Here is a 22,927-nt window from a genome sequence, read left to right as displayed (position 1 = left end):
ATAAGTGATGTATCATGGTATGAGCTGACAAGACAGTTAGAGTATAAGGCAAAATGGAATGGCAGGAAATACATCAAAATAGATACATTTTATGCTAGTAGTCAATTATGTTCTGTTTGCGGGTATCAGAATCCAGATACAAAAGATTTGTCAGTGAGGACATGGATATGTCCGAAATGCGGAGCAGAACATGACAGGGATATCAATGCCGCAAAAAATATACTGACAGAAGGATTGAGACAAATAGCATAAAGAAATATATAGGGCAGGGACTGCCCAAATTAACGCCTGTGGAGATAGTAGGTTACGAGGTCGATGAAGCAGGAAGCCTATTGGCTTAAGACAATGGGTAGTTCACTTATGTCGTATTAAAATGTTAATTGTACCTTTTTGTATGTAAGTTATACCCCATATGAACCAAATGCTGATAATAGTGTTAAATTAATCAAAGAAGAAAATGTAGATATATATTTCTGATATATTTTTTTATAATTATATTGACGCCAAAGGTCTAGCATAGTAAACTAAAGCTATGAATGTTAGTTAAAGGAGGAATAGATGAATATGGAGAAATTTATACATATGCAGAGATATTATAAGACAATTGCTATTATGCTTATATGTTCATTATTATTAACAGGGTGTACTACTAGAAATAGCGGACAAGAAGATGATGCCGAAGTTAAGACAAGCTATGAATTTAATGCTGATAAGTCGCAGGTATCTGAAAAGTCAAGGAGTGCATATAGTGAAAACGGATATTATTATTTAATGAATGGAATTTTATGGTTTTATGATATTAATAATAATATTGCAACAGTGGTTTGCAGTAACGCTAATTGTGAACATAAAGATGAAAACTGTAATGCATATTTGATGGATGAACATAATTATGATCCATTAGATCTTGCAGGAGTAACTGTTAAGGGGCTAGGCAATCAATTATGGTATATTGATGGATATATATACATTATTGAACGTGATGAAAGTGGAGATTATCTTGTTCAGTATGATCAGGCTTTTTTTAATCGTAAAAAAATATGCAAGATTACTGAGGATGGGGAAGTACTTGGTATGCCAAGTGTGAATGTGGAAGGAACAATGGCAATATATGATGGGTATTTATACTATTTCTCGGTAAAGCCTGTAAATGCGAATGAATTAGCAGATAATGATTATCATACGACAGTTTATTGTAAAAGAATTTCAATTGATGGGAAGTCTGCTTCAGAAACTTTAGGTTCATTTCAATTTGCGATGGATTATGATCTTTTTGGTGCAGGTTCGGGCGGAAAAGTATGTGTTAGTGAAAATGGAATATTTTATGTTGCTGGATATATAAGCAGATGGGTGTCAAAACAGAAAATTCTTAAATATAAAGTGTATGAATATAATCTGGAAACTCACGAATTTTTAACATTGGTAGATAATACATCTAATGAAAATGTTGATTTGCTTGGTGAAGCGACAGGAGAAGCAAGGTCTGTACAAAGTGGTATATGCTGTGCATATGGAGATTCCTTGTATATTGTTGGAAATGGTGGAACTGAAATTTATCGTATAAATGAGAGTGGAATTACAAGCATATATAGTGAATCATCGTGTAAATCAATTTACTCACTTGTTGCATATGATGGCTATATTTATTGTATGGAATCATTTGAAGGATCTATCAGATTAGTCAGAATGAATATGGAAGGGAAAATAAGTGGTCAGTATGTATTTGATTGTGGTAATAAGCAAAATCCTACAAGCTTAGTTATATATGGAGTAGACCAATATAATATTCTTCTTAGAATTAGAGAACAGGATGTCGAAGGATTTGTTGATAAAAACGTAAAACCTATACACGGAAATGGAGACATTGCTACATATGCAGTTTTATGTATGGCACTTAATGATGATTTGAATGGAAATATTCAAGTGATTAGCAGTTATGGTAATTAGTTTCAAGGCGGGTGCTATTTATGTATCCGCCTTAAGTTTAAATAAGAGGGGGTATATATGGAGTTATTAAGAGTATTTAATAAGAAACGATTATGTATTTTTGGATTAATGATTATATTAAATGCGGTATTATTCATTATGGGGAACAAAATTAGTGAACAGGAGATTATTTATAGGGATCTGGTTAATAGCTATAATGACAATATAAGCATTACAGAGATGTCTAAAAATTATTTACAAGAAAATCCACAAGTCAGTGATGAAGATTTTAAAGAGGCAAGAAAAATATTTTTAGAACGTCTTGATTATGTGAAGAATTATAAGGAGAGAACACAAAACAGTATAGATAAAATAAAAGATGTTCAAAAAAGTTCATTATTTTCTCAAAAAAACAGCAGGTCATATCTGGAATTAATAAAGTCAAAAAATGATTTGACAAAAGCATTGGGATATGAAGTGAAATTAGATAATGATTTATGGCTTATGAAGATTAAAGACTATAAATATATTTATTGGTTTACAGGTATCGGTTGTTTAGTTGTTATATTCAGCTTTTTTAATGAAAAAGAAAATGGTGGGATGATAATTTATGCTTCCAGAAATGGAAGATTGAAGTTATTGATAAAGAGAATATTTATATTGCTGCTGTTTATATTTACATTTGTAATTGTTAATTATGGTGTTATATCAAGTATAGCATTGTTTAGATATGGTGGTATAGAAAATGTATTTAATAGCGCGGCATCATCTTTGGAGTTACAGTTATGTTCATATGGCGCAAATAGAATGTTGTATTTGTTGATTGTGTGTATTCAGAATACATTTGCTTTTTTTGCTTGGGCTGTTATGATGTGGGGAATATTAAACCTGTTTAAAAATAAGAATGTTGGAATAGTTGCTGTTATTATAATTAACCTCATTGAAATGTTATTATATAGATTAATTGATGTTAAAAGTATTTATAGATTTCTTAGATATTTTAATTTATATAATATATTTGAGGGGAATAATATATGGTTTAAGAATGATAACTGGGGATATAATTCATTTATTATGGATTCAAAGGAATCACAATATATAATAAGCGGTATTATTATATTTGCAGGCTGCATTTTATTAATATATACATATATTAAAAAACATCCTTGTGATTCTACAGGTATTATAGAGAAGGTAGTGGAGAAGCTGATGTGTCGTATAAGGTATATAGAATCAAAGCTGCCGGTTTTTTATTTTGAATTGAAGAAAGTTATATTATATCAGAAAACTATAATTGTTATGGTTTTCATAGCAATAATACTTTTAAATATTAATTATGGAACAAGACTTAAATATGACATAAAGAATAGTGCGATGTATTCATTTTGTGAAGAACATAAAATGGATTCAACAGACGAGCTTAAGAATTGTAAAGAACAGTTAAAAATAGAAAATACTGATACAGATAGTTCGGATTTTAATAAAAAGTTTAACGAGGAATTAACACAAGAAAAAATAAATTATTTGCAGTACATAATTGATAAAAAGGAAAATGGTTTTAATGTATCAACGGTAAGCCAGTATAAGTATGAAAGTCCATTTTTTAAAAGACAGTTCTTTAATCAGGAAATAATAGCATTATTATTGACTGTTTTAGGATTATATCTTAATGCGGGTCTGATTTCATTTGAAAAAAAGAATAATATGATTATGAATATAAGAGCCTGTAAGGAAAGAAAAAGGTGGCTTATAAAAAAGGCTGTAATTAATTGTGTAATACTTTCTGGTATCGCGTGTCTGGTATATATCTGCTATTATAATAAATTATTTAATATATATGAGATAAATGACTTAAGTGTAGGAATACATAGTATACAGGCATTTTCAGATTATCCATTTAATGTTTCGATATTGGGAGTGGTTGTGCTGGATATTTTATATAAAATTGTATTAATTAATTCAGTAGCGGTTTTTAGTTATGTAACAACAGGATTGTTTAGTTATCAGGTGAGTTTTTTAGTCAGCCTGATTGTTCTTATTCCATCAATATTGGATTTAATAGGTGTAAAATTATTTTCGTATTTATCAGTTATTAAGCTTATTTCATTTTTTTATTATTGGAAAGCTTCATACGCTGTTGTAATGTTTGGTGGAGTATTAACATTGATGATAATTGCTATAATGGTTATTGTTTATGTATTAGGAGGGGAATATGGAATTAATTCTAAATAATTTAAGAAAAACATATGGAACAGTACAGGCACTTAAAGGGATTAGTTATACCTTTAAGCCAGGCATATATGGAATATTGGGGGCTAACGGAGCAGGTAAGTCTACGATGATAAATCTGATTACGGATAATGTGTCAAGAGATAAGAAAAATGGTGGAAGTATTTTATATAATGAGTGCGACGGCTTTGAAAAACAAGGAGAAAGTGTACAAGGAACAGATATTCTTAAATTAGGTAAAAGTTTTAGAGCAATTGTAGGATATATGCCACAGCAACAGGGGTTTTATGAAGATTTTTCCCCAAGAGCATTTCTTAAGTATATGGCAGAGATTAAAGGAATAAAGAAAATAAACACGATTGATGAAAATGGAAATGCTGTAATTAAAACAGTTAAGCAGCAGATAGATGAACTTATTGAAATAGTTAATTTAACAAATGTGGCAGATAAGAAAATAGGCGGCTTTTCTGGTGGTATGAAACAAAGGGTACTTCTTGCACAGGCACTTCTGGGTGATCCAAAGATACTTATACTTGATGAACCAACAGCAGGACTTGACCCGAAGGAAAGGATAAATATTAGAAATTACATAGCAGAGTTAAGTAAGGATAAAATTATACTATTTGCAACACATGTCGTAAGTGATATAGAATGTATTGCAGATTGTGTATTGCTGCTAAAAAAGGGGGAGATAATTGCGCAGGGCACACCAATTGAACTTATAGAAGCAATGTCAGGAAAGGTTGGAGAGATAAAATGCTGTATTGATGAAGTTGAAATGCTTCAAAATAAATATAAGATAGGCAATATAAGGCAAAGAAAAGAGGGGCTTGCTCTCAGAATAGTGGGTGATGAATTACCAGAGGAAGCAGTTATTACAGACAGTGATATTGATTTAGAAGATGTATATTTATACTATTTTGAGTAGGGTGAGGTGAGTGAATATAAATATCAATAAATTTATTGAAAATAATACTCACATTGATAAAGATGAAAAAGCAATAGTAAAATTTGGAATAGATATGATGATATCAACAATTATGGCATTTATAACAGCTATTATAATATCAGCCGTTCTAGGAATGTTAAAAGAAGGTATCGTATTTCTAATTTCAATTATTGTGTTGAGACAATATGCTGGAGGTTATCATACGAATAGCCAGAGGTCGTGTGCAGTTTTATCGTGTGTAATATACTCAGCAGGATTAATGGTCATTAAAAGCTATAAAATATATAATGGTGTTCAAATAGCAATTTGTATTGTTTCAGTACTTATAATATATTTTTTAGCACATGTTGATAATGCTAATAATGAATTAACAAAATCAGAGAGAAAATATCTTCGTAATAAAGTGAGAATTTTTTTGAGTAGTGAAGTAGTAATATTTGTGCTATTATTAATTAAAGCTAATGAATATTGGAGTGGAATAATTGCAATTTCAATGATGATTGTTGCAATTTTAGTATTGGCTGGGTTTATTGAAAATAGGATTAGGGGATAAAAAAGAATGATTTATCAGATAGGCATATGTGATGATGAGAATTCAACGTGTTCAGAATTAGAAAATATTTTAATTGATTATTTTAAGGTATCAGGTCTGAATGTTCAGGTAAATGTATGGAATTGTGCAGAAGATTTTATGAGAGATGTTCCTTTAAAAGTAAAAGTGGATTTATTATTTCTTGATATAGAGTTGCCGAATTATAATGGAATTTATGTAGGAGAATATATACGCAATGATATAAATAATTATGCTATGCACATAATATATGTTTCATCAAAAACTAATTATGCAATGGAATTGTTTAAAATTCATCCATATGATTTTATAATTAAACCTATTGATAAAGAAAAGGTTATTAAGAATGTTTCAAAGTTATTGGAATTGGATGAACAAGACAATAATTATTTTGTGTATGAATACAATAGAATAAAAAATAAAATTCATTATGGAGATATTGTGTATTTTGAAAGCGACAGAAAGCATATAAAAATAATATGTAGTGATGGAACAGAGAGAATATTTGTTGGAAAGTTAGTAGAACTTATAGACAAGCTTCCGTTTAATTATGTTATGGTTGCACAGTCGTTCATAATTAATGTAAGGCATATAAGAATGTTTAAAAAGGATTCTTGTATAATGGATAATGGGGATTGTATCAATATTGGAAGAAAATACAAAGATGCTTTTAATATAAAAATGATAGAATATAACAAACGTGGAGGTAATGGATGATGCAATTAGAGGATGTTGTTGTATCTGGAGTTACTGAATTTGTGAGAATATATATTATTTTGGAATATTTTAAAATATTTTTAAATGTACATTCTTTAAGACGAAATATTATAAGTTGTGTTATTACATATATTATTACATTATTAAGTTATCTGGTGTTTCATAATGTTTTGGTTAATTTAATAGTTACAGTTGCAGGAATAATATTTTTATCTGGTAGTTTTAGAGGAAAGTTCCAGAAAAAATTATTATTAAGTATAATGCTTTATGCAATTATGTTTGTAATAGATTTGTTAGCTTCTTTTTTATTATATGAAGCACCGGATTCTAATAATTATGATATTGTCAGTTCATTTATTTCTGTATTGTTTTTTTATATAGTTGTAATAGGAATTAAAAATGCTTTTAAGGGAAAAGGCAGGATTGATTTGTCAGGACAATGGTATTTATTGTTATATTCGGCATTATTAAGTATTGCAGTATTGTATGTTGTATATAAGGATATGGTGGTTTCAAGAATTGCGGTGCTTACAATCAGTATTATTATATTGAGCTTTAATTTGATGTTATATATTTTTTATATGTCTATGCTTGACCGTTTTCTATATGAAAGAGAAAATCTTGAATTAAAACAGCAGATGAATATATACGAACGTCAGATAAGAAGTGATATTGAAAACAATAGAAAAATCAGGACGATAAAGCATGATATGAAACACCATATAAGAGAAATAAATGATTTGCTTATGAAGGATAAAATTCAGCAGGCAAAAGATTATTTGCATCAGATAAGTGATGATATTATAAATGCACAAAATATATATAATACAGGTAATGAAGCCTTCGATGGAATTCTAAATTTTTATGCTGAAAAATATATGAATAAGTCCCTTGAACTGGCTGTGTCAGTTGCAATACCAGAAAATCTTGAAATAAACATATATGATGTAAATATTATACTTGGTAATCTGCTTGATAATGCATTGGAAAATGCATTGGATAATTCAAAAGTAAGTATGGATATTAAATATACTGCGGGAATGATACATATTTCTATGTCCAATTTATATGATGGCAGTATAAACAAGATTGATGGACATATCATAAGTAAAAAGGATGATAAGGATAATCATGGCTATGGTCTGGATAGTATAAAAAGAATCGTTGATAAATATGATGGCTCAATGATTAAATCATATGAAAATGGGCAATTTGAAGTTGATATTATTATATATTTAGAATAATGAAAATATAATAAAAATATTATTGACGGTATTATTTTGAGATTGTATATATCTGGATAAATCTTACATAATTTAGTAATTAAACAGACTAAACATTGAATACCGAACATACCAGACAATAAACCGAGGGTGGCGGCACAGGGGCAGTGTTTTGGTCATACTTAAAAGGAAAGTCTTAGAAACAGCCAATTCGCCTTTTTGGTGACCAAGGCACTGCCCCTGTGCCGCCACCCTCGGCTTATTGTCGTTCGTATGACATTTTTATAAGAAAGTAATAGAAAATCTACATTTCAAAGTATCCAATATCACCCTTCCGGCGGATTACCACCAGGCACAATCTGCTTATATATAAGCTCGCAATCCTGTCTTGTAAACTGTATTCCTGCCTGCTTAGCCTTCTGGCTTAATGCAAATATAAGCGGAACGATTTCTTCTTTATTCTTACCTTTGGAAAGAGTTTTGAATTCATTTAAAAGCAGTTGTTTGCGAAAATCATTTTCTGACATATAAATCTCCATTTCTGATTGAGAATAATAATTACAAATATAAATATGTAAGACAAAAGTCATTTATAACAGTTAATTATTATTGGAACTTCCATAATTATTGCCATCATTAAAGTCCAGCTTATCAAGCTGTTTAATATATTCATTGTACATATCCTTCTGCGAAGAATTAAGTATATTATTAATGTTTATATTGTTAAATCCACCAGAGCCAGTGTTATTATTAAAATTACTAAATTCAGAATTATCATTAGAATTATTATTGTTAAATTCATTAGAACTGGCATTGTTAAAACCGCTTGAATTAACATTATTAAAGCTGTTATCCCCTGAGGCATTATTAAACATATCCATCATGCCTAACATATCAGACATTTTGGAAAAGTTCCGGTAAGTGTTTATTAACTGTTCAATGTTGTCTGGGCAGTAAGCCATAATGGTTTTCATAATAGCTTCATTATTTAATATATCATTCAAGGAAGTGTTAGCATTTATTCCTGAGCTATTACTACATGTTTTAAATGTGTTACAGCTATAGGGAGAGTTGTAGAAGCTTAATGTGTGTTTTAATTCATTTGCCCTTATAAGCATAGAGAGCTTTTTTTGCATACCGTATTCCATAAAAGGAATGAGGGCTTTAAATAATTGAAGGTAGTCGGGTAGGGTAAGAATATCAAATTCAGTAACAGGTAATTGTTTCGCCATTCAATCCTCGATTCCTGCGACAAACGCAATATATAATGTGTGTCTAATAGACTTGTTTTAGTATATTCATTAAAATACCAAGATATGAGGCTGTATCCGTAGAATTTAAAATGACGGAATACAGCCTCATTAAATAGACATAAAAGATAATATCAGCAACTGATGTTGATAATTGCTTTTATTCTGCAACTGTATATAAAATGTTATATTTTATAGCAGTTATTAGCAGATATAATCATTGCTGGGAGTCAGCCGCTATTAGCAGCCACAGCCGTTGTTGCAGCCACAGCCATTGTTACAGCCACCAAAGCCTAATGCATTACCGCCATCGCAGCCACATAAGCATAAAAGGCAGATGAGCCAGATGCAGTTATTGTTGCCACAGCCATTACCACAGCCGTAGCCATTTCCGTCAAATAGAAGTAAAAGAATTATGAGCCAGATGATGTTGTTGCCACATCCGCAATCTCCACATCCATTACATCCGCCACAGTTAGTTGCTGCTAAATCACTCATAAATAATCCTCCGATAAAACATTTACAATACAATAATATGTGGCAGGGCTTGTTTGTGTTACTTATTTTTTCGTGAATATTGCAATATTTTTAAAATTATTATATCATTAAGTTTGTGTTGTTATTTAACACATAAGTGGCTACGAAGTAGTCTGTTATATAAGAAAATAGTATGTGCCAGTGTACATACTAATCGTGCAGATATTGTCCTTGGTTTGGACATAAGAATGGAGATTATTATGAAAATATCAGTAATTATCCCATCACTTAACCCTGATGATAAGCTTGTAAGTGTTGTTGATTCACTTGTTAAGAAGGGATTCGAAGATATTATAATTGTTAATGATGGAAGTGATTCGGCACATTTATGGCCATTTGAGAAGGTTGGCAGTTACAGCCAGTGTACAATACTTACCCATGAGGTTAATAAGGGTAAGGGCAGAGGCTTAAAGACGGCATTTGAATACTGCCTTAAGAACAGACAGGGATATGATGGCGTTGTAACAGTAGATGGAGATAACCAGCATAGGGCAGATGATATATATAACTGTTGTGAGGCTATGGTAAAGAATGACAAGGTTGTTCTTGGAGTAAGACGTTTTGATGGAGAAGATGTTCCGTTTAAGAGCCGGTTTGGTAACAATATGACAAGTATGGTATTCAAAGTTATGTGTGGACTTAATATTTCAGATACACAGACTGGTTTGAGGGCTATTCCATACCGTTATCTTGATACATTTTGTAATATTGAGGGCGAGAGATTCGAGTATGAAACAACTATGCTGCTTGAATTTAAGAAGTCGGATATTCAATTTATGGAAGTGCCAATTGAGACAGTGTATATAGAAGATAATGCATCAACACATTTTAATCCGGTTAAGGACTCAATAAAGATATATAAGGTTATATTCAAGTATTCATTTTCACCAACAGTTGTTAAATATATATTAAGCTCATTGGCATCGTGGGTTATAGATAATTTAATATTTAATTTACTTGAATTTTTTCTTTTTGCGTTTACAATATCAATAAGACTGTTATTTAGTACGGTAGCCGCAAGAATTATATCGTCAATATTTAATTTCACGATGAACAGACGTCTTGTGTTTAAATCAGACAAAGATGTCAAGTCATCTATGGTCAGATATTACATATTATGGGCGTGTCAGCTTATGGCATCATATCTTCTTGTATACATCTTTACAAGATTATTAGTGCTTGGCAGTGTGGCTGTCGCATTTACAAAGATAATTGTTGATTTATGCTTATTTGTAATAAGCTACAACATACAGAAAAAATGGGTGTTTAAATAATTAGACACGAATTACATCAATAGAAATGAGGATAATAATGAAGAATAACGTACTTAAGTGGCTAGGAAGAGTTGGAGCTACGCTTTTAACTACTATCGTAATTCTTGTAGTTGGTCTTTATCTTGTTATGGCTATGCTTGCGTGGGGACCTTCTACATTTGCTAAGAAGCAGTTTATATTATCGCTTCAGGAGACAGGAGAGCTTGGTTTTATGGCTAACTGGTTCTGTTCACAGGAAGAGATTGATATGATTAAAGAGGAGAATTCAGTTAAGGATACTACTGATATAACTGATTCAAGCCTTGTTGTAATCGGACAGGATTCATCTAGTGATGAAGAAGACCTTTATGTTGTTGATGTAAAGGCTGGAACATATAGCGGTAAGCTTATGATTGTCAAAGATCCTTCAAGATTATTTGTAGGAACAGTACCAGAATTCAAGCTTGAAAAGGGCTGGACAGTTGCTGAGATAGCACAGAGATATGATGCACTAGCAGGTATCAATGGTGGAGAATTCGTTGACTCAACACCACAGACAGCTATGCCAATCGGACTTGTTATGGTAGATGGCAATATATTAAAGGGTGATTCATCTACAATGTACCACGTTACAGGAATAACATTTGATAATAAGCTTGTAATGGGTAATATGACATCAGCTAAGGCTGTAGAGCTTGGAATAAGAGATTGTGTCAATGTAAGCAGTGATATAGGTCCATTTCTTATAATTAACGGTGAACCACAGGACGTTGATGGTGTTGGTGGAGGACTTAATCCACGAACAGCAATAGGACAGAGAGCTGACGGAGCTATTCTTCTTCTTGTCGTAGATGGAAGACAGGCTACAAGCCTTGGTGCATCGTTCTCAGATTTACAGGATATTATGCTTCAGTACGGCGCTGTAAATGCGTCAGCTATGGACGGTGGTACATCTACACAGATGTATTATAATGGCGAGGTTATTAATAAACCATATTCGCCAACAGGACCAAGAACACTTCCAACAGCATTTTTGATTAAATAATTACACGGAGATGAGAAGAATGTCAGAGAATAATAATAGTGGAAAGAAGAATTTTTTTAAGAAATTATCGGGATTTAAGAAGTTTCTTGTGATATATGCCTCTGCGCTGGTAGTAATTATTGCTGTTGCGTTAGTGCTTTTATACGGGTTGTTAAAGGATTACGAGGCGGGCAGGCCAGCCAATACTATGGATAAGCTTGTATCACATATTGAAGCAGGGAATGTAGGCAAATGGATTAAGGATGCAGGTATCCTTGGAGAGTTCGAGACAGAAGATATTGTATCAGATTATTTTAAGGATACATTTGCCGATAAGGAAGTAAGCTATAAGAAGAAGGCAGGAGAATATACAGAGAACAATCCGGTATATATTCTTTATGCTGATGATAAGAAGATAGCCAATGTTACTCTTACAGAGAAGAAAAAGAACGCTCATAAGTTCACAGAGTGGAAGTTAGCTTCTATAGATTTTAATGTAGACTCTAAGACTAAGAATACAGAACATTCAGTTAAAATTACAGCACCTAAGAATAGTGAAGTGACAATTAACGGAGTTAATGTTTCATCTGATTATATTACAGGTGAGGCAGATGTAAGCCTTTGCAAGCATGTTGGAGATTATGTTACTACACCAGTTGATGATGTATACAATATTAACGGAATGTTTGCCAAGCCAGAGGTTAAGGTTACCTATAATGGCAAAGAGCTTGATACTGAATATGTTAAAGATGGATATGAGGCATATTATCCATCAGATGATGAGCTTCTTTCAAGCGAGAAGAGCCATATATTAACAGTTGCTGAGAATTACGGCAAATATATGATTAACAGAGGAAGCTTAAGTACTCTTTCAAGCTATATGATTGGTAATGCCAAGGAATATATGAGTGATATTCCGGCTATCGATGTATATCTGATAGGAAGAACTTTTACATATGATATTACTGACGAGAATGTAAGTAACTTTAGAAAATATTCAGATGACTGTTATTCGTGTGATGTAGATTACAATCTTAATGTAAAATGGTCATCAGGAAGCACAACATACAATATTTCTTTAACATACGTGTTTGTTAAGCAGAATGACAAGTGGATGTTAGCTGATTTTTCTATAAGATAATTATAGATAAGATAATTATAAACAACAGACATATATAGCAGGAAATAACAATGCGCTGTCAGCGCAGGAATGGAGAAAGTTATGTCACAGGATAATAAGCGCAATTTTATATTACATGGTTCCATACTTGCTATGGCTGGAATTTTTGTAAGAATAATTGGAATGGTTTATAGGATTCCGGTGCTTAATATAATTGGAAGTGAAGGTAATGGTATATATGTAACGGCATATAATGTATATAACATAATACTTGTGCTGTCATCATATGGACTTCCGATGGCTGTTTCAAAGCTGATTTCTGCAAGGTTTACTAAAAGAAGATATAAGAATGCTGCGAAGGTATTAAGATGTTCGCTGACAGTCGGTGCGTTTACTGGTGGTGTTGCGGCACTGCTTGTATACTTTGGTGCTGATTTTATAGAAAATGTTATATATGGCGGGGGTGTACCTGGTCTTGCAATACCATTAAGAGTATTAGCCCCAACCATATTTATAGTTGCATTATTAGGTGTATTAAGAGGTTTCTTTCAGGGACAGGGAACTATGATTCCAACGGCTGTTTCACAGATTATAGAACAGCTTGTCAATGCAGGTGTTAGTATAGCTGCAGGCTATATGCTTATGAAAGCATACAGTAGTGCTTCTAATGCTTCTGCTTATGGAGCGGCAGGAAGTACACTTGGTACAGCTATGGGTGCTCTTACGGCACTTGTATTCTTTATATTTCTGTATCTTATATACAGACCTACATTTATGCGTATGGTTGCTAAAGATAAGAGTGTTACAAGGCAGGATACTAACAGGTACATTTATAAGACAATTATAATTACAATGGTTCCTATTATATTAAGCCAGACGTTTTATCAGATTAGTGCCTTAATAGATGATGTAATGTTTAGTAATATAATGATGACAAGAAATATATCGAAAAATATATCAATGGATCTTGGTAACTTTGGTTCAAGTTATACACTGCTTATAAGTATACCACAGGGTATAGCGACAGCGTTATCAGCCTCGATGCTTCCAAGTATTGTAGCATCTTATACAGAAGACGATTATGACAGTATATATTCAAAGATAACAAAGACTCTTAAGACTAATATGTTTATAGCGGTACCATCATTTGTTGGATTTTTTGTGATAGGTGAGCCTATTATTAAACTGCTATTTTCAAGATATGATAGTGTACAGGGCGGGCTTATGTTAAAAATAGGTGCTATAGCCATTGTGTTTTATACATTATCAACAGTTACAAGCTCAGCACTTCAGGCAGTAGACAGAGTTAAGACTCCTATGATTAATTCATTTATATCATTAGTTGTCCATATAATACTTGTGCTTGTATTGCTGGAATTTACTAATCTTGGCATATTCTCACTTGTAATAGGTAATGCTTCATTCCCTGTTATTATATTTGTGCTTAATCTTATAGCATTGTATAGAGATGAAGGATACAGGCTTCCTGTTATATCAATATTTGCAAAGCCGGTTATATGTTCAGCATTAATGGGTATATGTACACTTTTGACATATAATATAATTAATAATATTACAATGTCTAATACAATATCAGTGCTTGCGGCATTGTGTGTTGCAGCAATCACATATTTTGGACCATATGTTCTTCTTATGAAGAAGTTTAAAGATGTATTCTGATAAATGGTATTATTACAAAATAGTCTGGATATATCAGAGAGTGTTAAAATAAAATTTTGATACTCACATCATTATAGATTAATATAATCAGGAAAGAGAGGAAATAAAGTGCAGGATAAGTTTACAGATAAAGCCAAAAAAGTATTGGAACAGGCTGCATTTGCTGCTGCGGTTAATGGACACAGCTATATTGGGTCTGAACATTTGCTTTTAGGACTTATACAGGTTGAAGACAGCCTTGCATACAAGGTTTTACAGAACAATGATGTAACAGAAACTAAAGTGCTTAATCTTATATATCAGCTTATTGCACCGGATAATGCGGTAAGTGTTAAAGAACCGGCAGGCTATACTCCAAGAGTTCGTAAGATTCTTACTAACTCAATAGAGGAAGCTGCAAGATTTAAAGCTGATAAAGTAGGTACAGAACATATTCTTATTGCCATTATGAAGGAAACTGAAAGTGTTGCCTCAAGACTTCTTAATACAATGGGTGTATCAATTAAGAAGATATATACAGAGTTATTAGAGGGAATGGGCGAAGATGTATCACGTCTTAAAGAAGATTTTCAGAATGGCAGAATTAAGGCTAAGGATAAAAAGGCAACAACTATGTTAGACCAGTACAGCAGGGATTTAACAGAACTTGCCCGTAATAAAAAGCTTGACCCTGTTATAGGCAGGGAAGAGGAAATCCAGAGAGTTATCCAGATATTATCAAGAAGAACAAAGAATAATCCGTGCCTTATCGGCGAGCCCGGTGTAGGTAAGACCGCAGTTGTTGAGGGTCTTGCATTAAGAATAGTTGAAGGCGAAGTTCCATCAACTATTAAGGATAAGAGATTAGTAACACTTGATTTATCAGGTATGGTGGCTGGTTCTAAATACAGAGGTGAATTTGAAGAAAGAATTAAAAGGGTAATTGCAGAAGTAAGAAATGCAGGCAACATTTTATTATTCTTAGATGAAATTCACACAATTATTGGTGCTGGTGGTGCAGAAGGAGCTATAGATGCTTCTAATATTCTTAAGCCATCACTTGCAAGAGGAGAAATCCAGCTTATAGGTGCTACAACTCTAGAAGAATACAGAAAACATATAGAAAAAGATGCTGCATTAGAAAGAAGATTTCAGCCGGTTAAGGTGGAAGAGCCAACAGAAGATGAGGCGATTGACATACTTATGGGACTTAGACCTAAGTATGAGGAACACCATAATGTAGTTATTACAGATGATGCCGTAAGAGCGGCAGTTAAGCTTTCTAAGAGATATATCAATGACAGATTTCTTCCAGATAAGGCAATTGACCTTATAGATGAGGCTTCTTCAAGAACAAGGCTTGAAGCATTTGTTGTACCAAAGGATATTAAGAAGCTTGAAACACAGATAGATGAACTTTCAGTTAAGAAAGAGCAGGCTATTAAGTCAGAGAAATATGATGAAGCGGCTGAGCTTAAGAAACAGCAGACAAGAAAGAAGAACAGGCTTGAAAAGCTTCGCACAAGCTGGCAGGAGAGCATAGACGGCAGTGACCTTACTGTTGATGAAGAACAGATAGCTAGGACTGTGTCAATGTGGACTAAGATTCCAGTTGCCAAGATAGCAGAGGCTGAGTCAGAGAAGCTTATGAATTTGGAAAAAATGCTTCATAACAGGGTTATAGGACAGGATGAGGCGGTTACAGCAGTTGCCAAGGCTATAAGACGAGGCAGGGTAGGTTTAAAAGATCCTAACAGACCAATAGGCTCATTCTTATTCTTAGGGCCTACAGGTGTAGGTAAGACAGAACTTTCAAAGGCACTTGCTGACTGTATGTTTGGAACAGATAATTCTCTTATAAGAGTTGATATGTCTGAGTATATGGAAAAGCATACGGTGTCTAAGCTTATCGGTTCACCTCCGGGATATGTAGGATATGATGAGGGCGGACAGCTAAGTGAGAAGGTAAGGAGAAACCCTTATTCAGTTGTACTTTTTGATGAGGTTGAAAAAGCTCACCCAGATGTATTTAATGTACTTTTACAGGTGCTTGATGACGGACATATAACAGATTCAACAGGAAGGGTTGTGGACTTTAAGAATACAGTTATTATTATGACTTCCAATGCAGGTGCGGAGAATATTGTAGCACCTAAATCTTTAGGATTTACTTCGGAAACATCAGAGGAAAAAGAGCACGAAGATATGAAGAGCAAAGTAATGGAAGAAGTTAAGAGAATATTCCGTCCGGAATTCATTAACAGAATTGATGACATAATTGTATTCCATATGCTTAAGAAAGAACAGATTGGACAGATTGTTGATATTATGATGAGAACCGTTAATAACAGAATTATGGAGCAGATGAGTCTTTCGGTTGAACTTGATGATGAGGCTAAGGCTTATATTGTTGATAAGGGTTACGATTCTAAATATGGAGCACGTCCATTAAGAAGAACAATACAGAATGAAATAGAAGATGTTATGGCAGAGAAGATACTTGAAGGCAGTATAAAGGCTGGCAACAAAGTATTGGTAACAGTTAAGGATGGTAAACTGAACTTTAGCTGCAAACGAGGTCATAATAGAAATATTCACAAATAATACTACTAAAATACTAGCGTCATTGTACATTATGTTGTATAATGTGTGTATAGATATTCGTAATAAAACATAGGAGGACAATAATATGCCAGTAATTAATGAGTTAATTCGTTCAGAGAAGGATGGAACTCTTAGCTTTGGTAATTATAAGCTGGATACTAAGTCAAAGTTATCAGATTTTGAACATTGTGGAGATTCTTACAAGGTAAAGACATTTAAGGAGATTACGAAGCTTGAACGCAATGGTTCATTTGTATATGAATCTGTTCCTGGAACAGCTGTTATGAATTTTAAGGCTGCAGATACAGGCTTATCATTTACGGTGGAAGGAAGCGATGATGCACAGATAACAGTTGAGCTTGAAGAAGGCGCTTCTTATAATGTAACAATCAATGGAGTATCTGAGGGAACTATGGCTACTAATATGGGTGGCAAGATTGTACTTTCAGTAAGCCTTGAAGAAGGTAAGAGTGTTAGTGTAGAAGTTGTTAAAGCATAATAATACTACAATCTTTAACATTAACAGGTGTCATAATTGTAAATTTTAATAAATGCTGTGCCTGGCATAAAGTCATATATAGACCAATGCGGGGTACAGCTTTTTTATATTTGGTATCAGAAAGAGAGGAGAAGAGAAGTGGCAAAAGCAAAAAATACGGCATTTTTTTGCAGTGAGTGTGGATATGAGTCAGCAAAATGGTTCGGGCAGTGTCCGGCGTGCAAGGCGTGGAATACATTTGTTGAAGAACCAATAGCATCTAAGTCATCGGTTAAGGGTATATCAGCAGTCAGGAAAGAAAGCACCTATAAGGATAACCATCCGGTGAGCTTAAAAGAGATTAATTCTGAAGAGAAGGAGAGAACATCAACAGGAATAGGCGAACTTGACAGAGTTCTTGGTGGTGGAATTGTGCAGGGTTCACTGGTGCTTGTAGGTGGAGATCCCGGTATTGGAAAGTCAACACTTTTGTTACAGATGTGCTATTACCTATCAGATGCAGGCAATAAGGTGCTGTATATATCCGGAGAGGAGTCGTTAAGACAGATTAAGCTAAGAGCTGAAAGGATAGGTGGATGTAACGATAACCTTAAGACGTTCTGCGAGACTAATCTTGATATTATAGAAGAGGTTCTAAAAAAAGAAATGCCACAGGTGGTTATAATTGACTCTATACAGACTATGTACAGGGAAGAAATATCTGCGGCACCTGGAAGTGTGTCACAGGTAAGGGAAAGTACATCTATTCTTATGCAGTTAGCCAAGGGACTTAATATAACGATATTTATTGTAGGACACGTTACCAAGGAAGGTGTTGTTGCAGGGCCAAGAGTGCTTGAGCATATGGTTGATACAGTGCTTTATTTTGAAGGGGACAGATATGCTTCATACAGAATATTAAGAAGTGTAAAGAACAGATTTGGGTCTACCAATGAAATTGGGGTGTTCGAGATGAGGCAGGACGGTTTAAGTGAGGTCGCCAATCCATCGGAGTATATGTTGTCTGGAAGACCAGAAGGGGCGTCAGGCTCAGTTGTAGTATGTCTTATTGAAGGCACGCGACCTCTTATGGTTGAGGTTCAGGCACTTGTGTGTGACTCTAACTTTGGTATGCCAAGGCGTACTGCTGCGGGAACGGATTATAACAGGGTTAATCTGTTGATGGCAGTCCTTGAAAAAAGGGCGGGAATGAGAATGTCCTCAAGCGATGCCTATCTTAATGTGGCAGGTGGAATAAAGGTATCTGAACCAGCACTTGATTTAGGGATAGTTATAGCACTTGTCAGTAGTTTTAAGAATAAAGAAGTTGACAGCAGAACAGTTATATTTGGTGAAGTCGGATTGTCAGGCGAGGTAAGAGCCGTAACACAGGCACAGCAGAGGGTGAATGAAGCTGTTAAGCTAGGGTTCACAACCTGCATATTACCATATGTATGCTTGAAAAATATTAAAAATAATGATAAAATTAATCTTATTGGTATACATAATGTTAACGAAGCAATTGACTTAATATAAATATACAAGAATAATATACATATTTGGAGGAAGAATATGGATAACAGTAAATTAGTAAGCGACCTGTCAGGAATTCTTGAAGGATTGGATTCATCACAGGAGCAGTTAGAAAAAGATGCTTTTGATGTAATTAATTCATCAGATACATCACTTAATCTCGTGAAAGAGAGTATTTCAAGTGTTGAGGAAATTCTTAAGATGATAACTGAACTTAATGAGATAGCAGAAGAATCAGCGGCAAGAATTAAAGAACTTGAAAAGCTTTCTAAAGACATTGAACAGTTTGCAGGCGTTATAGCATCAATATCAAGCAGAACCAATATACTTTCGCTTAATGCTTCTATTGAGGCTGCAAGAGCAGGTGAGCACGGAAGAGGCTTTGCAGTTGTTGCAAGTGAGGTAAGGAATCTTGCTGCACAGTCGGCCAAGTCATCAAAGGAGATTACAGATACAATCAATATGGTACAGCAGTCAGTTGATAAGACAGTTGGCTCTATGAAGAACATATATGAGAATTCTAACCAGCAGAAAGAAAAGGCAGATGAGATTGGTAATGTGCTTAATAAAGTTGTAGATGCGGCATACACTGCTAATGAGGTTGCAAGAAATATCGAGAACGAAATTGCATATCAGAGAGAGATTACAGATAAGGCTAAGAATGCACTGATGTAGCTGTATTCAGGTAATCGGATTTTGTAATTACATATTATTATATGAGGGAGGATTAATATATGTATCAGTGTCCGGGCTGTGGTGGAAGATTAGTCTTTGACATACCATCACAGCAGTTGATGTGTGACCATTGCGGTACGAAGTATGACCCATATGCAATCAGTAAGGAACAGGATGCGGAGGAAAGTCAGGAATATGACGTTACTGTATTCAAATGTCCTAACTGTGGTGGAGAGATATTAAGTACTGATAATACTGCAGCTAATTTTTGCAGCTTTTGTGGAGCATCAACAATTCTGACAAGCAGAGTATCAAAACAGCAAAGACCAGGATATATAATACCATTTTCCAAGACTAAGGAGGACTGTAAGCAGGCTTATAAGAAAATGGTACGTCACGCGTGGTTTGCCCCTAAGGAATTAAAAGATGAGAAGTTTATAGATGGTTTCAGAGGTATATATATGCCTTATTGGACGTATTATATAACCCAGAAAGGACCAATGTGCCTAAGCGGTTCTAAAAGCCATAGACGGGGAGATTACATTTATACAGACTATTATGATATAACTGGCGATTTGGATTGCCAGTATAAGGGTCTGTCATATGATGCTTCATCGTCATTTGATGACAGTATAAGTGAGGCGATAGCACCATATGACGTTAAGAATATGAATCCATTTACTCCATCAATGCTTAGTGTATTCTATGCAGATACAGCAGATGTTGCACCAGATGTATACAGGGCTGATGCGAAAAATGTAGCTGTTGACGAGACATATTCCTATGTCAAAAGGTCAGCACATCTTGGGTCAGTACAACTTGATAATTATCAGGGGGATATTGAGGGAAGACTTTCGACAAAGGTAGTAGCACAGGATAGAACAATGTTTCCGGTGTGGTTCTTATCATACCGTAATAAAGACAGAGTTGCATATGCGACAGTTAATGGACAGACAGGGAAGGCAGCGGCAGATCTGCCAGTATCACTTATGAGGTATTTTATAGGTTCGGTTATTCTTGCAATACCTATATTTTTAATGCTTAACAGTTCATTTACATTAAGACCTAAGACTACATTGGGGATTGCATCGATTATAGCATTATTTACAATAATTCTTTATGTATTAGAATTAAAGAAAATATACAAGAAAGACCGGCAGTTAGATGACAAGGGCAGAATGTATGCAGGTTCAGCTATTAATGTCAATGAATCACCAGGGGCAAGGCGTAAAAGTGAAGAACAGCTTGCAGGCGATATAGCTGATGCTATAGACAAAGGCAGGCGTGAAGCAAGGTCATATGGACGTAAGAATAAAAGAAGAACGACAAGAACTAATATGGCAGTGGTAACTATGATGATTTCATTGGTGTGTTGTGTATTTCCTATGTTGTATGTCTATCTTCAGATGATGTCTATATTCTATGGTTCTGGAGATATTGGGGCGGGATTTTCTATAAGTGTTATATGTCTTATAACAGGTATAGTGCTTACTCTTGTTAATCATAAGACATTTAAAATGATAACTAATAAGAAGATATCAGGTAATATAGGTTCACTTGCGGCGATGGCAATAGCCTCGGTAGTGCTGTGGATTAATCCTGTATCGGATCTATATTACTATGGTGCTGTTATAGCTGAATTAATTGCAATAATGTATACTATTATGGATTTAATCAGATATTACAATGTTCTTGCAACTAGAAAGCTTCCACAGTTTGATAATTATAGTGGAGGTGATGATAATGCATAATAGAAGTATTATATGTGCTGTAGATAGAAAATATACTGTTAAAGACATACATAGATGTATTCACGCAGTTATGGCGTTAACAGCAGTTGTTCTATTGCTATTAGTATTTGCGGCTTCTTCTTTACTACAGGTAAAAGCTGATGAAGAGAAGTATCAATATAATAATGTTGATACAGGATATGAGGCTGTTATAGAAGATGACGCAGACATTATAGATGAGAGTAATTATTCTTCATTGTTAGACATTATGAAACAGATAACAGTGTATGGTAATGTAATGTTAAAGACTATAGATACCAACAGCACCACTACTGAAAGTTATGTAAGAAGCCTGTACAGGGAAAAATATGGCACTGATAGTGGGACGATATTTATAATTGATATGTATAACCGTAATATCTGGATACATAGCAATGGTAAGATATACAGTACAGTTACAAGCTCATACGCAGATACAATAACTGATAATGTATACAGATATGCTTCATCAAAAGACTATTATATGTGTGCATATAAGGTGTATGAGCAGGAACTTGCACTTCTTAAAGGCAGAAGAATATCACAACCAATGAAGTATATAAGCAATGCACTTCTTGCTGTTGTAGCGGCATTAATTATTAATTATGGAATTGTAAGACTATATTTAAGGAAGAAGGCACCATCAAGAAAAGATATAATGAAAGGTATATTTGCTGGAAAGGCTATTAATAATTGTCAGGTTACATACCGTTATCAGACCAGGACATATTCACCAGTACAGACAGACTCAGGCAGCAGCTCTTCAGGAGGCTCATCAGGGGGCTCGTCTTCCGGTGGTTCGTCAGGTGGTGGAGGCGGAGGTGGCGGAGGCCACAGCTTCTAATATCACATTGGTGTTGTTTTATTAACAGATATTATTGATATACTGGTTTTCGGAGTTAGAGGTTAAAACTAACAACTGGAAACCGGTATTTTTATACCTATAACTAAATGGATTTTGTACTATGGTTGGTATTGTAGTAAGGAAATATTAAGAAAAAATGACTTGATTAAAAGCATTTTATAAATGAATATCGTCCAATAGCTGTCAAAATCTGTAATTATAATGCTTAGAAATGCCGTATTTTAGGGGGTTTTCAAAAAAATTGAAAAAAATTCAAAAAAAATGAAAAAAGTTGTTGACATAATACCTGGTAGGTGCTATTATAATCAAGTCGCCACGAGAGATGAGCGACACAAAAGCTTCTCGAACATAGATAAATACTGAGTTTGAAAGCAATGAACTTTGATAACTGAACAGAAAGACAACCTTGAAAATTCTTTTTTAGAATTTCGAGATGAGTACAGAATTCGATAGAATTAAGTATACATCTTTTGTGAACATCATTCAAGCAATTGAATGAATCCTTAAACACAGTATAAGGAAACTATTATTAAGCTAGTTAGTTT

Annotated in this window: 20 protein-coding genes; 17 read left to right on the top strand and 3 right to left on the bottom strand. The window is 33.9% G+C overall.

The genetic code is table 11. The features are described 5' to 3' along the window. From BM157_RS11890 to BM157_RS11860, 7 genes are all read left to right on the top strand, one after another. A partial coding sequence (locus tag BM157_RS11890; protein ID WP_090141223.1) for an RNA-guided endonuclease TnpB family protein occupies positions 1-252 on the top strand: 252 nt, incomplete at its 5' end. 312 nt (positions 253-564) lie between these two features. Then, positions 565-1,947 (top strand): TolB-like translocation protein, encoded by a 1,383-nt coding sequence (locus tag BM157_RS11885; protein ID WP_147581260.1) that lies wholly within the window; start codon positions 565-567, stop codon positions 1,945-1,947. 57 nt (positions 1,948-2,004) lie between these two features. Then, positions 2,005-4,158, top strand: a complete 2,154-nt coding sequence (locus BM157_RS11880; RefSeq protein ID WP_055307019.1) for a hypothetical protein — start codon at positions 2,005-2,007, stop codon at positions 4,156-4,158. After that, positions 4,139-5,083 (top strand): ABC transporter ATP-binding protein, encoded by a 945-nt coding sequence (locus BM157_RS11875; protein WP_055307018.1) that lies wholly within the window; start codon positions 4,139-4,141, stop codon positions 5,081-5,083. The genes BM157_RS11880 and BM157_RS11875 overlap by 20 nt, the downstream gene beginning before the upstream one ends. 10 nt (positions 5,084-5,093) lie before the next feature. Beyond that, a complete protein-coding gene (locus BM157_RS11870; RefSeq protein ID WP_055307017.1) occupies positions 5,094-5,657 on the top strand; it encodes an accessory gene regulator ArgB-like protein in 564 nt (187 codons plus the stop codon). Between the two features lie 6 nt (positions 5,658-5,663). Continuing rightward, a complete protein-coding gene (locus BM157_RS11865) occupies positions 5,664-6,392 on the top strand; it encodes a LytR/AlgR family response regulator transcription factor (protein WP_055307016.1) in 729 nt (242 codons plus the stop codon). Beyond that, positions 6,389-7,636, top strand: coding sequence for a sensor histidine kinase (locus BM157_RS11860; RefSeq protein WP_022503103.1), 1,248 nt, complete (start codon positions 6,389-6,391; stop codon positions 7,634-7,636). The genes BM157_RS11865 and BM157_RS11860 overlap by 4 nt, the downstream gene beginning before the upstream one ends. Before the next feature lie 305 nt (positions 7,637-7,941). Here BM157_RS11860 and BM157_RS11855 read toward each other — a convergent pair whose 3' ends face one another. The 3 genes from BM157_RS11855 to BM157_RS11845 all read right to left on the bottom strand — a co-directional run bounded on the left by BM157_RS11855 (position 7,942) and on the right by BM157_RS11845 (position 9,363). Beyond that, a complete protein-coding gene (locus BM157_RS11855) occupies positions 7,942-8,142 on the bottom strand; it encodes a hypothetical protein (protein WP_022503102.1) in 201 nt (66 codons plus the stop codon). Between the two features lie 72 nt (positions 8,143-8,214). Beyond that, positions 8,215-8,589 (bottom strand): hypothetical protein, encoded by a 375-nt coding sequence (locus BM157_RS11850; protein ID WP_318255977.1) that lies wholly within the window; start codon positions 8,587-8,589, stop codon positions 8,215-8,217. Positions 8,590-9,105: 516 nt separating this feature from the next. After that, positions 9,106-9,363 (bottom strand): hypothetical protein, encoded by a 258-nt coding sequence (locus BM157_RS11845; protein ID WP_090141287.1) that lies wholly within the window; start codon positions 9,361-9,363, stop codon positions 9,106-9,108. Positions 9,364-9,602: 239 nt separating this feature from the next. Here BM157_RS11845 and BM157_RS11840 point away from each other — a divergent pair, with 239 nt between their 5' ends. The 10 genes from BM157_RS11840 to BM157_RS11795 all read left to right on the top strand — a co-directional run bounded on the left by BM157_RS11840 (position 9,603) and on the right by BM157_RS11795 (position 22,361). Next, positions 9,603-10,676: a bifunctional glycosyltransferase family 2/GtrA family protein gene (locus tag BM157_RS11840; RefSeq protein ID WP_022503099.1), complete on the top strand. Its 1,074-nt coding sequence runs from the start codon at positions 9,603-9,605 to the stop codon at positions 10,674-10,676. 37 nt (positions 10,677-10,713) lie between these two features. Next, positions 10,714-11,700 (top strand): phosphodiester glycosidase family protein, encoded by a 987-nt coding sequence (locus BM157_RS11835; RefSeq protein WP_318255976.1) that lies wholly within the window; start codon positions 10,714-10,716, stop codon positions 11,698-11,700. Between the two features lie 19 nt (positions 11,701-11,719). Next, complete coding sequence (locus BM157_RS11830; RefSeq protein ID WP_090141284.1) at positions 11,720-12,820, top strand: hypothetical protein; 1,101 nt, start codon at positions 11,720-11,722, stop codon at positions 12,818-12,820. Positions 12,821-12,901: 81 nt separating this feature from the next. Next, the gene (locus tag BM157_RS11825) at positions 12,902-14,479 is read left to right on the top strand and encodes a putative polysaccharide biosynthesis protein (protein WP_090141282.1); all 1,578 of its coding nucleotides are present in this window, start codon (positions 12,902-12,904) and stop codon (positions 14,477-14,479) included. A gap of 108 nt (positions 14,480-14,587) precedes the next feature. Continuing rightward, complete coding sequence (locus BM157_RS11820; RefSeq protein ID WP_055175960.1) at positions 14,588-17,062, top strand: ATP-dependent Clp protease ATP-binding subunit; 2,475 nt, start codon at positions 14,588-14,590, stop codon at positions 17,060-17,062. Positions 17,063-17,147: 85 nt separating this feature from the next. Further along, positions 17,148-17,561 carry a hypothetical protein gene (locus BM157_RS11815; protein WP_022503094.1) on the top strand — a complete coding sequence of 138 codons (414 nt, stop codon included), beginning with the start codon at positions 17,148-17,150 and terminating at the stop codon, positions 17,559-17,561. Positions 17,562-17,699: 138 nt separating this feature from the next. Then, on the top strand, positions 17,700-19,076 hold the full coding sequence (gene radA, locus BM157_RS11810; RefSeq protein WP_090141280.1) for a DNA repair protein RadA: 1,377 nt from the start codon (positions 17,700-17,702) through the stop codon (positions 19,074-19,076). A 36-nt stretch (positions 19,077-19,112) separates the two neighbouring features. Further along, positions 19,113-19,748 (top strand): methyl-accepting chemotaxis protein, encoded by a 636-nt coding sequence (locus BM157_RS11805; protein WP_055307008.1) that lies wholly within the window; start codon positions 19,113-19,115, stop codon positions 19,746-19,748. Between the two features lie 59 nt (positions 19,749-19,807). Beyond that, positions 19,808-21,499, top strand: coding sequence for a TFIIB-type zinc ribbon-containing protein (locus BM157_RS11800; RefSeq protein ID WP_090141278.1), 1,692 nt, complete (start codon positions 19,808-19,810; stop codon positions 21,497-21,499). Next, positions 21,492-22,361 (top strand): TPM domain-containing protein, encoded by an 870-nt coding sequence (locus BM157_RS11795; RefSeq protein ID WP_318255974.1) that lies wholly within the window; start codon positions 21,492-21,494, stop codon positions 22,359-22,361. The genes BM157_RS11800 and BM157_RS11795 overlap by 8 nt, the downstream gene beginning before the upstream one ends. Positions 22,362-22,927: the final 566 nt, after the last annotated feature.

This window comes from [Lactobacillus] rogosae, from assembly GCA_900112995.1.
GTDB classification, from domain to species: Bacteria; Bacillota; Clostridia; order Lachnospirales; family Lachnospiraceae; genus Lachnospira; species Lachnospira rogosae.
This window is presented reverse-complemented; position numbering and strand designations above follow the sequence as displayed.

Coding starts and splice junctions, on each gene's coding strand:
- BM157_RS11885 (WP_147581260.1), top strand. CDS start 565: ATGGAGAAATTTATACATATGCAGAGATATTATAAGACAATTGCTATT.
- BM157_RS11880 (WP_055307019.1), top strand. CDS start 2,005: ATGGAGTTATTAAGAGTATTTAATAAGAAACGATTATGTATTTTTGGA.
- BM157_RS11875 (WP_055307018.1), top strand. CDS start 4,139: ATGGAATTAATTCTAAATAATTTAAGAAAAACATATGGAACAGTACAG.
- BM157_RS11865 (WP_055307016.1), top strand. CDS start 5,664: ATGATTTATCAGATAGGCATATGTGATGATGAGAATTCAACGTGTTCA.
- BM157_RS11860 (WP_022503103.1), top strand. CDS start 6,389: ATGATGCAATTAGAGGATGTTGTTGTATCTGGAGTTACTGAATTTGTG.
- BM157_RS11855 (WP_022503102.1), bottom strand. CDS start 8,142: ATGTCAGAAAATGATTTTCGCAAACAACTGCTTTTAAATGAATTCAAA.
- BM157_RS11850 (WP_318255977.1), bottom strand. CDS start 8,589: ATGAAAACCATTATGGCTTACTGCCCAGACAACATTGAACAGTTAATA.
- BM157_RS11845 (WP_090141287.1), bottom strand. CDS start 9,363: ATGAGTGATTTAGCAGCAACTAACTGTGGCGGATGTAATGGATGTGGA.
- BM157_RS11840 (WP_022503099.1), top strand. CDS start 9,603: ATGAAAATATCAGTAATTATCCCATCACTTAACCCTGATGATAAGCTT.
- BM157_RS11835 (WP_318255976.1), top strand. CDS start 10,714: ATGAAGAATAACGTACTTAAGTGGCTAGGAAGAGTTGGAGCTACGCTT.
- BM157_RS11830 (WP_090141284.1), top strand. CDS start 11,720: ATGTCAGAGAATAATAATAGTGGAAAGAAGAATTTTTTTAAGAAATTA.
- BM157_RS11825 (WP_090141282.1), top strand. CDS start 12,902: ATGTCACAGGATAATAAGCGCAATTTTATATTACATGGTTCCATACTT.
- BM157_RS11815 (WP_022503094.1), top strand. CDS start 17,148: ATGCCAGTAATTAATGAGTTAATTCGTTCAGAGAAGGATGGAACTCTT.
- BM157_RS11805 (WP_055307008.1), top strand. CDS start 19,113: ATGGATAACAGTAAATTAGTAAGCGACCTGTCAGGAATTCTTGAAGGA.
- BM157_RS11800 (WP_090141278.1), top strand. CDS start 19,808: ATGTATCAGTGTCCGGGCTGTGGTGGAAGATTAGTCTTTGACATACCA.
- BM157_RS11795 (WP_318255974.1), top strand. CDS start 21,492: ATGCATAATAGAAGTATTATATGTGCTGTAGATAGAAAATATACTGTT.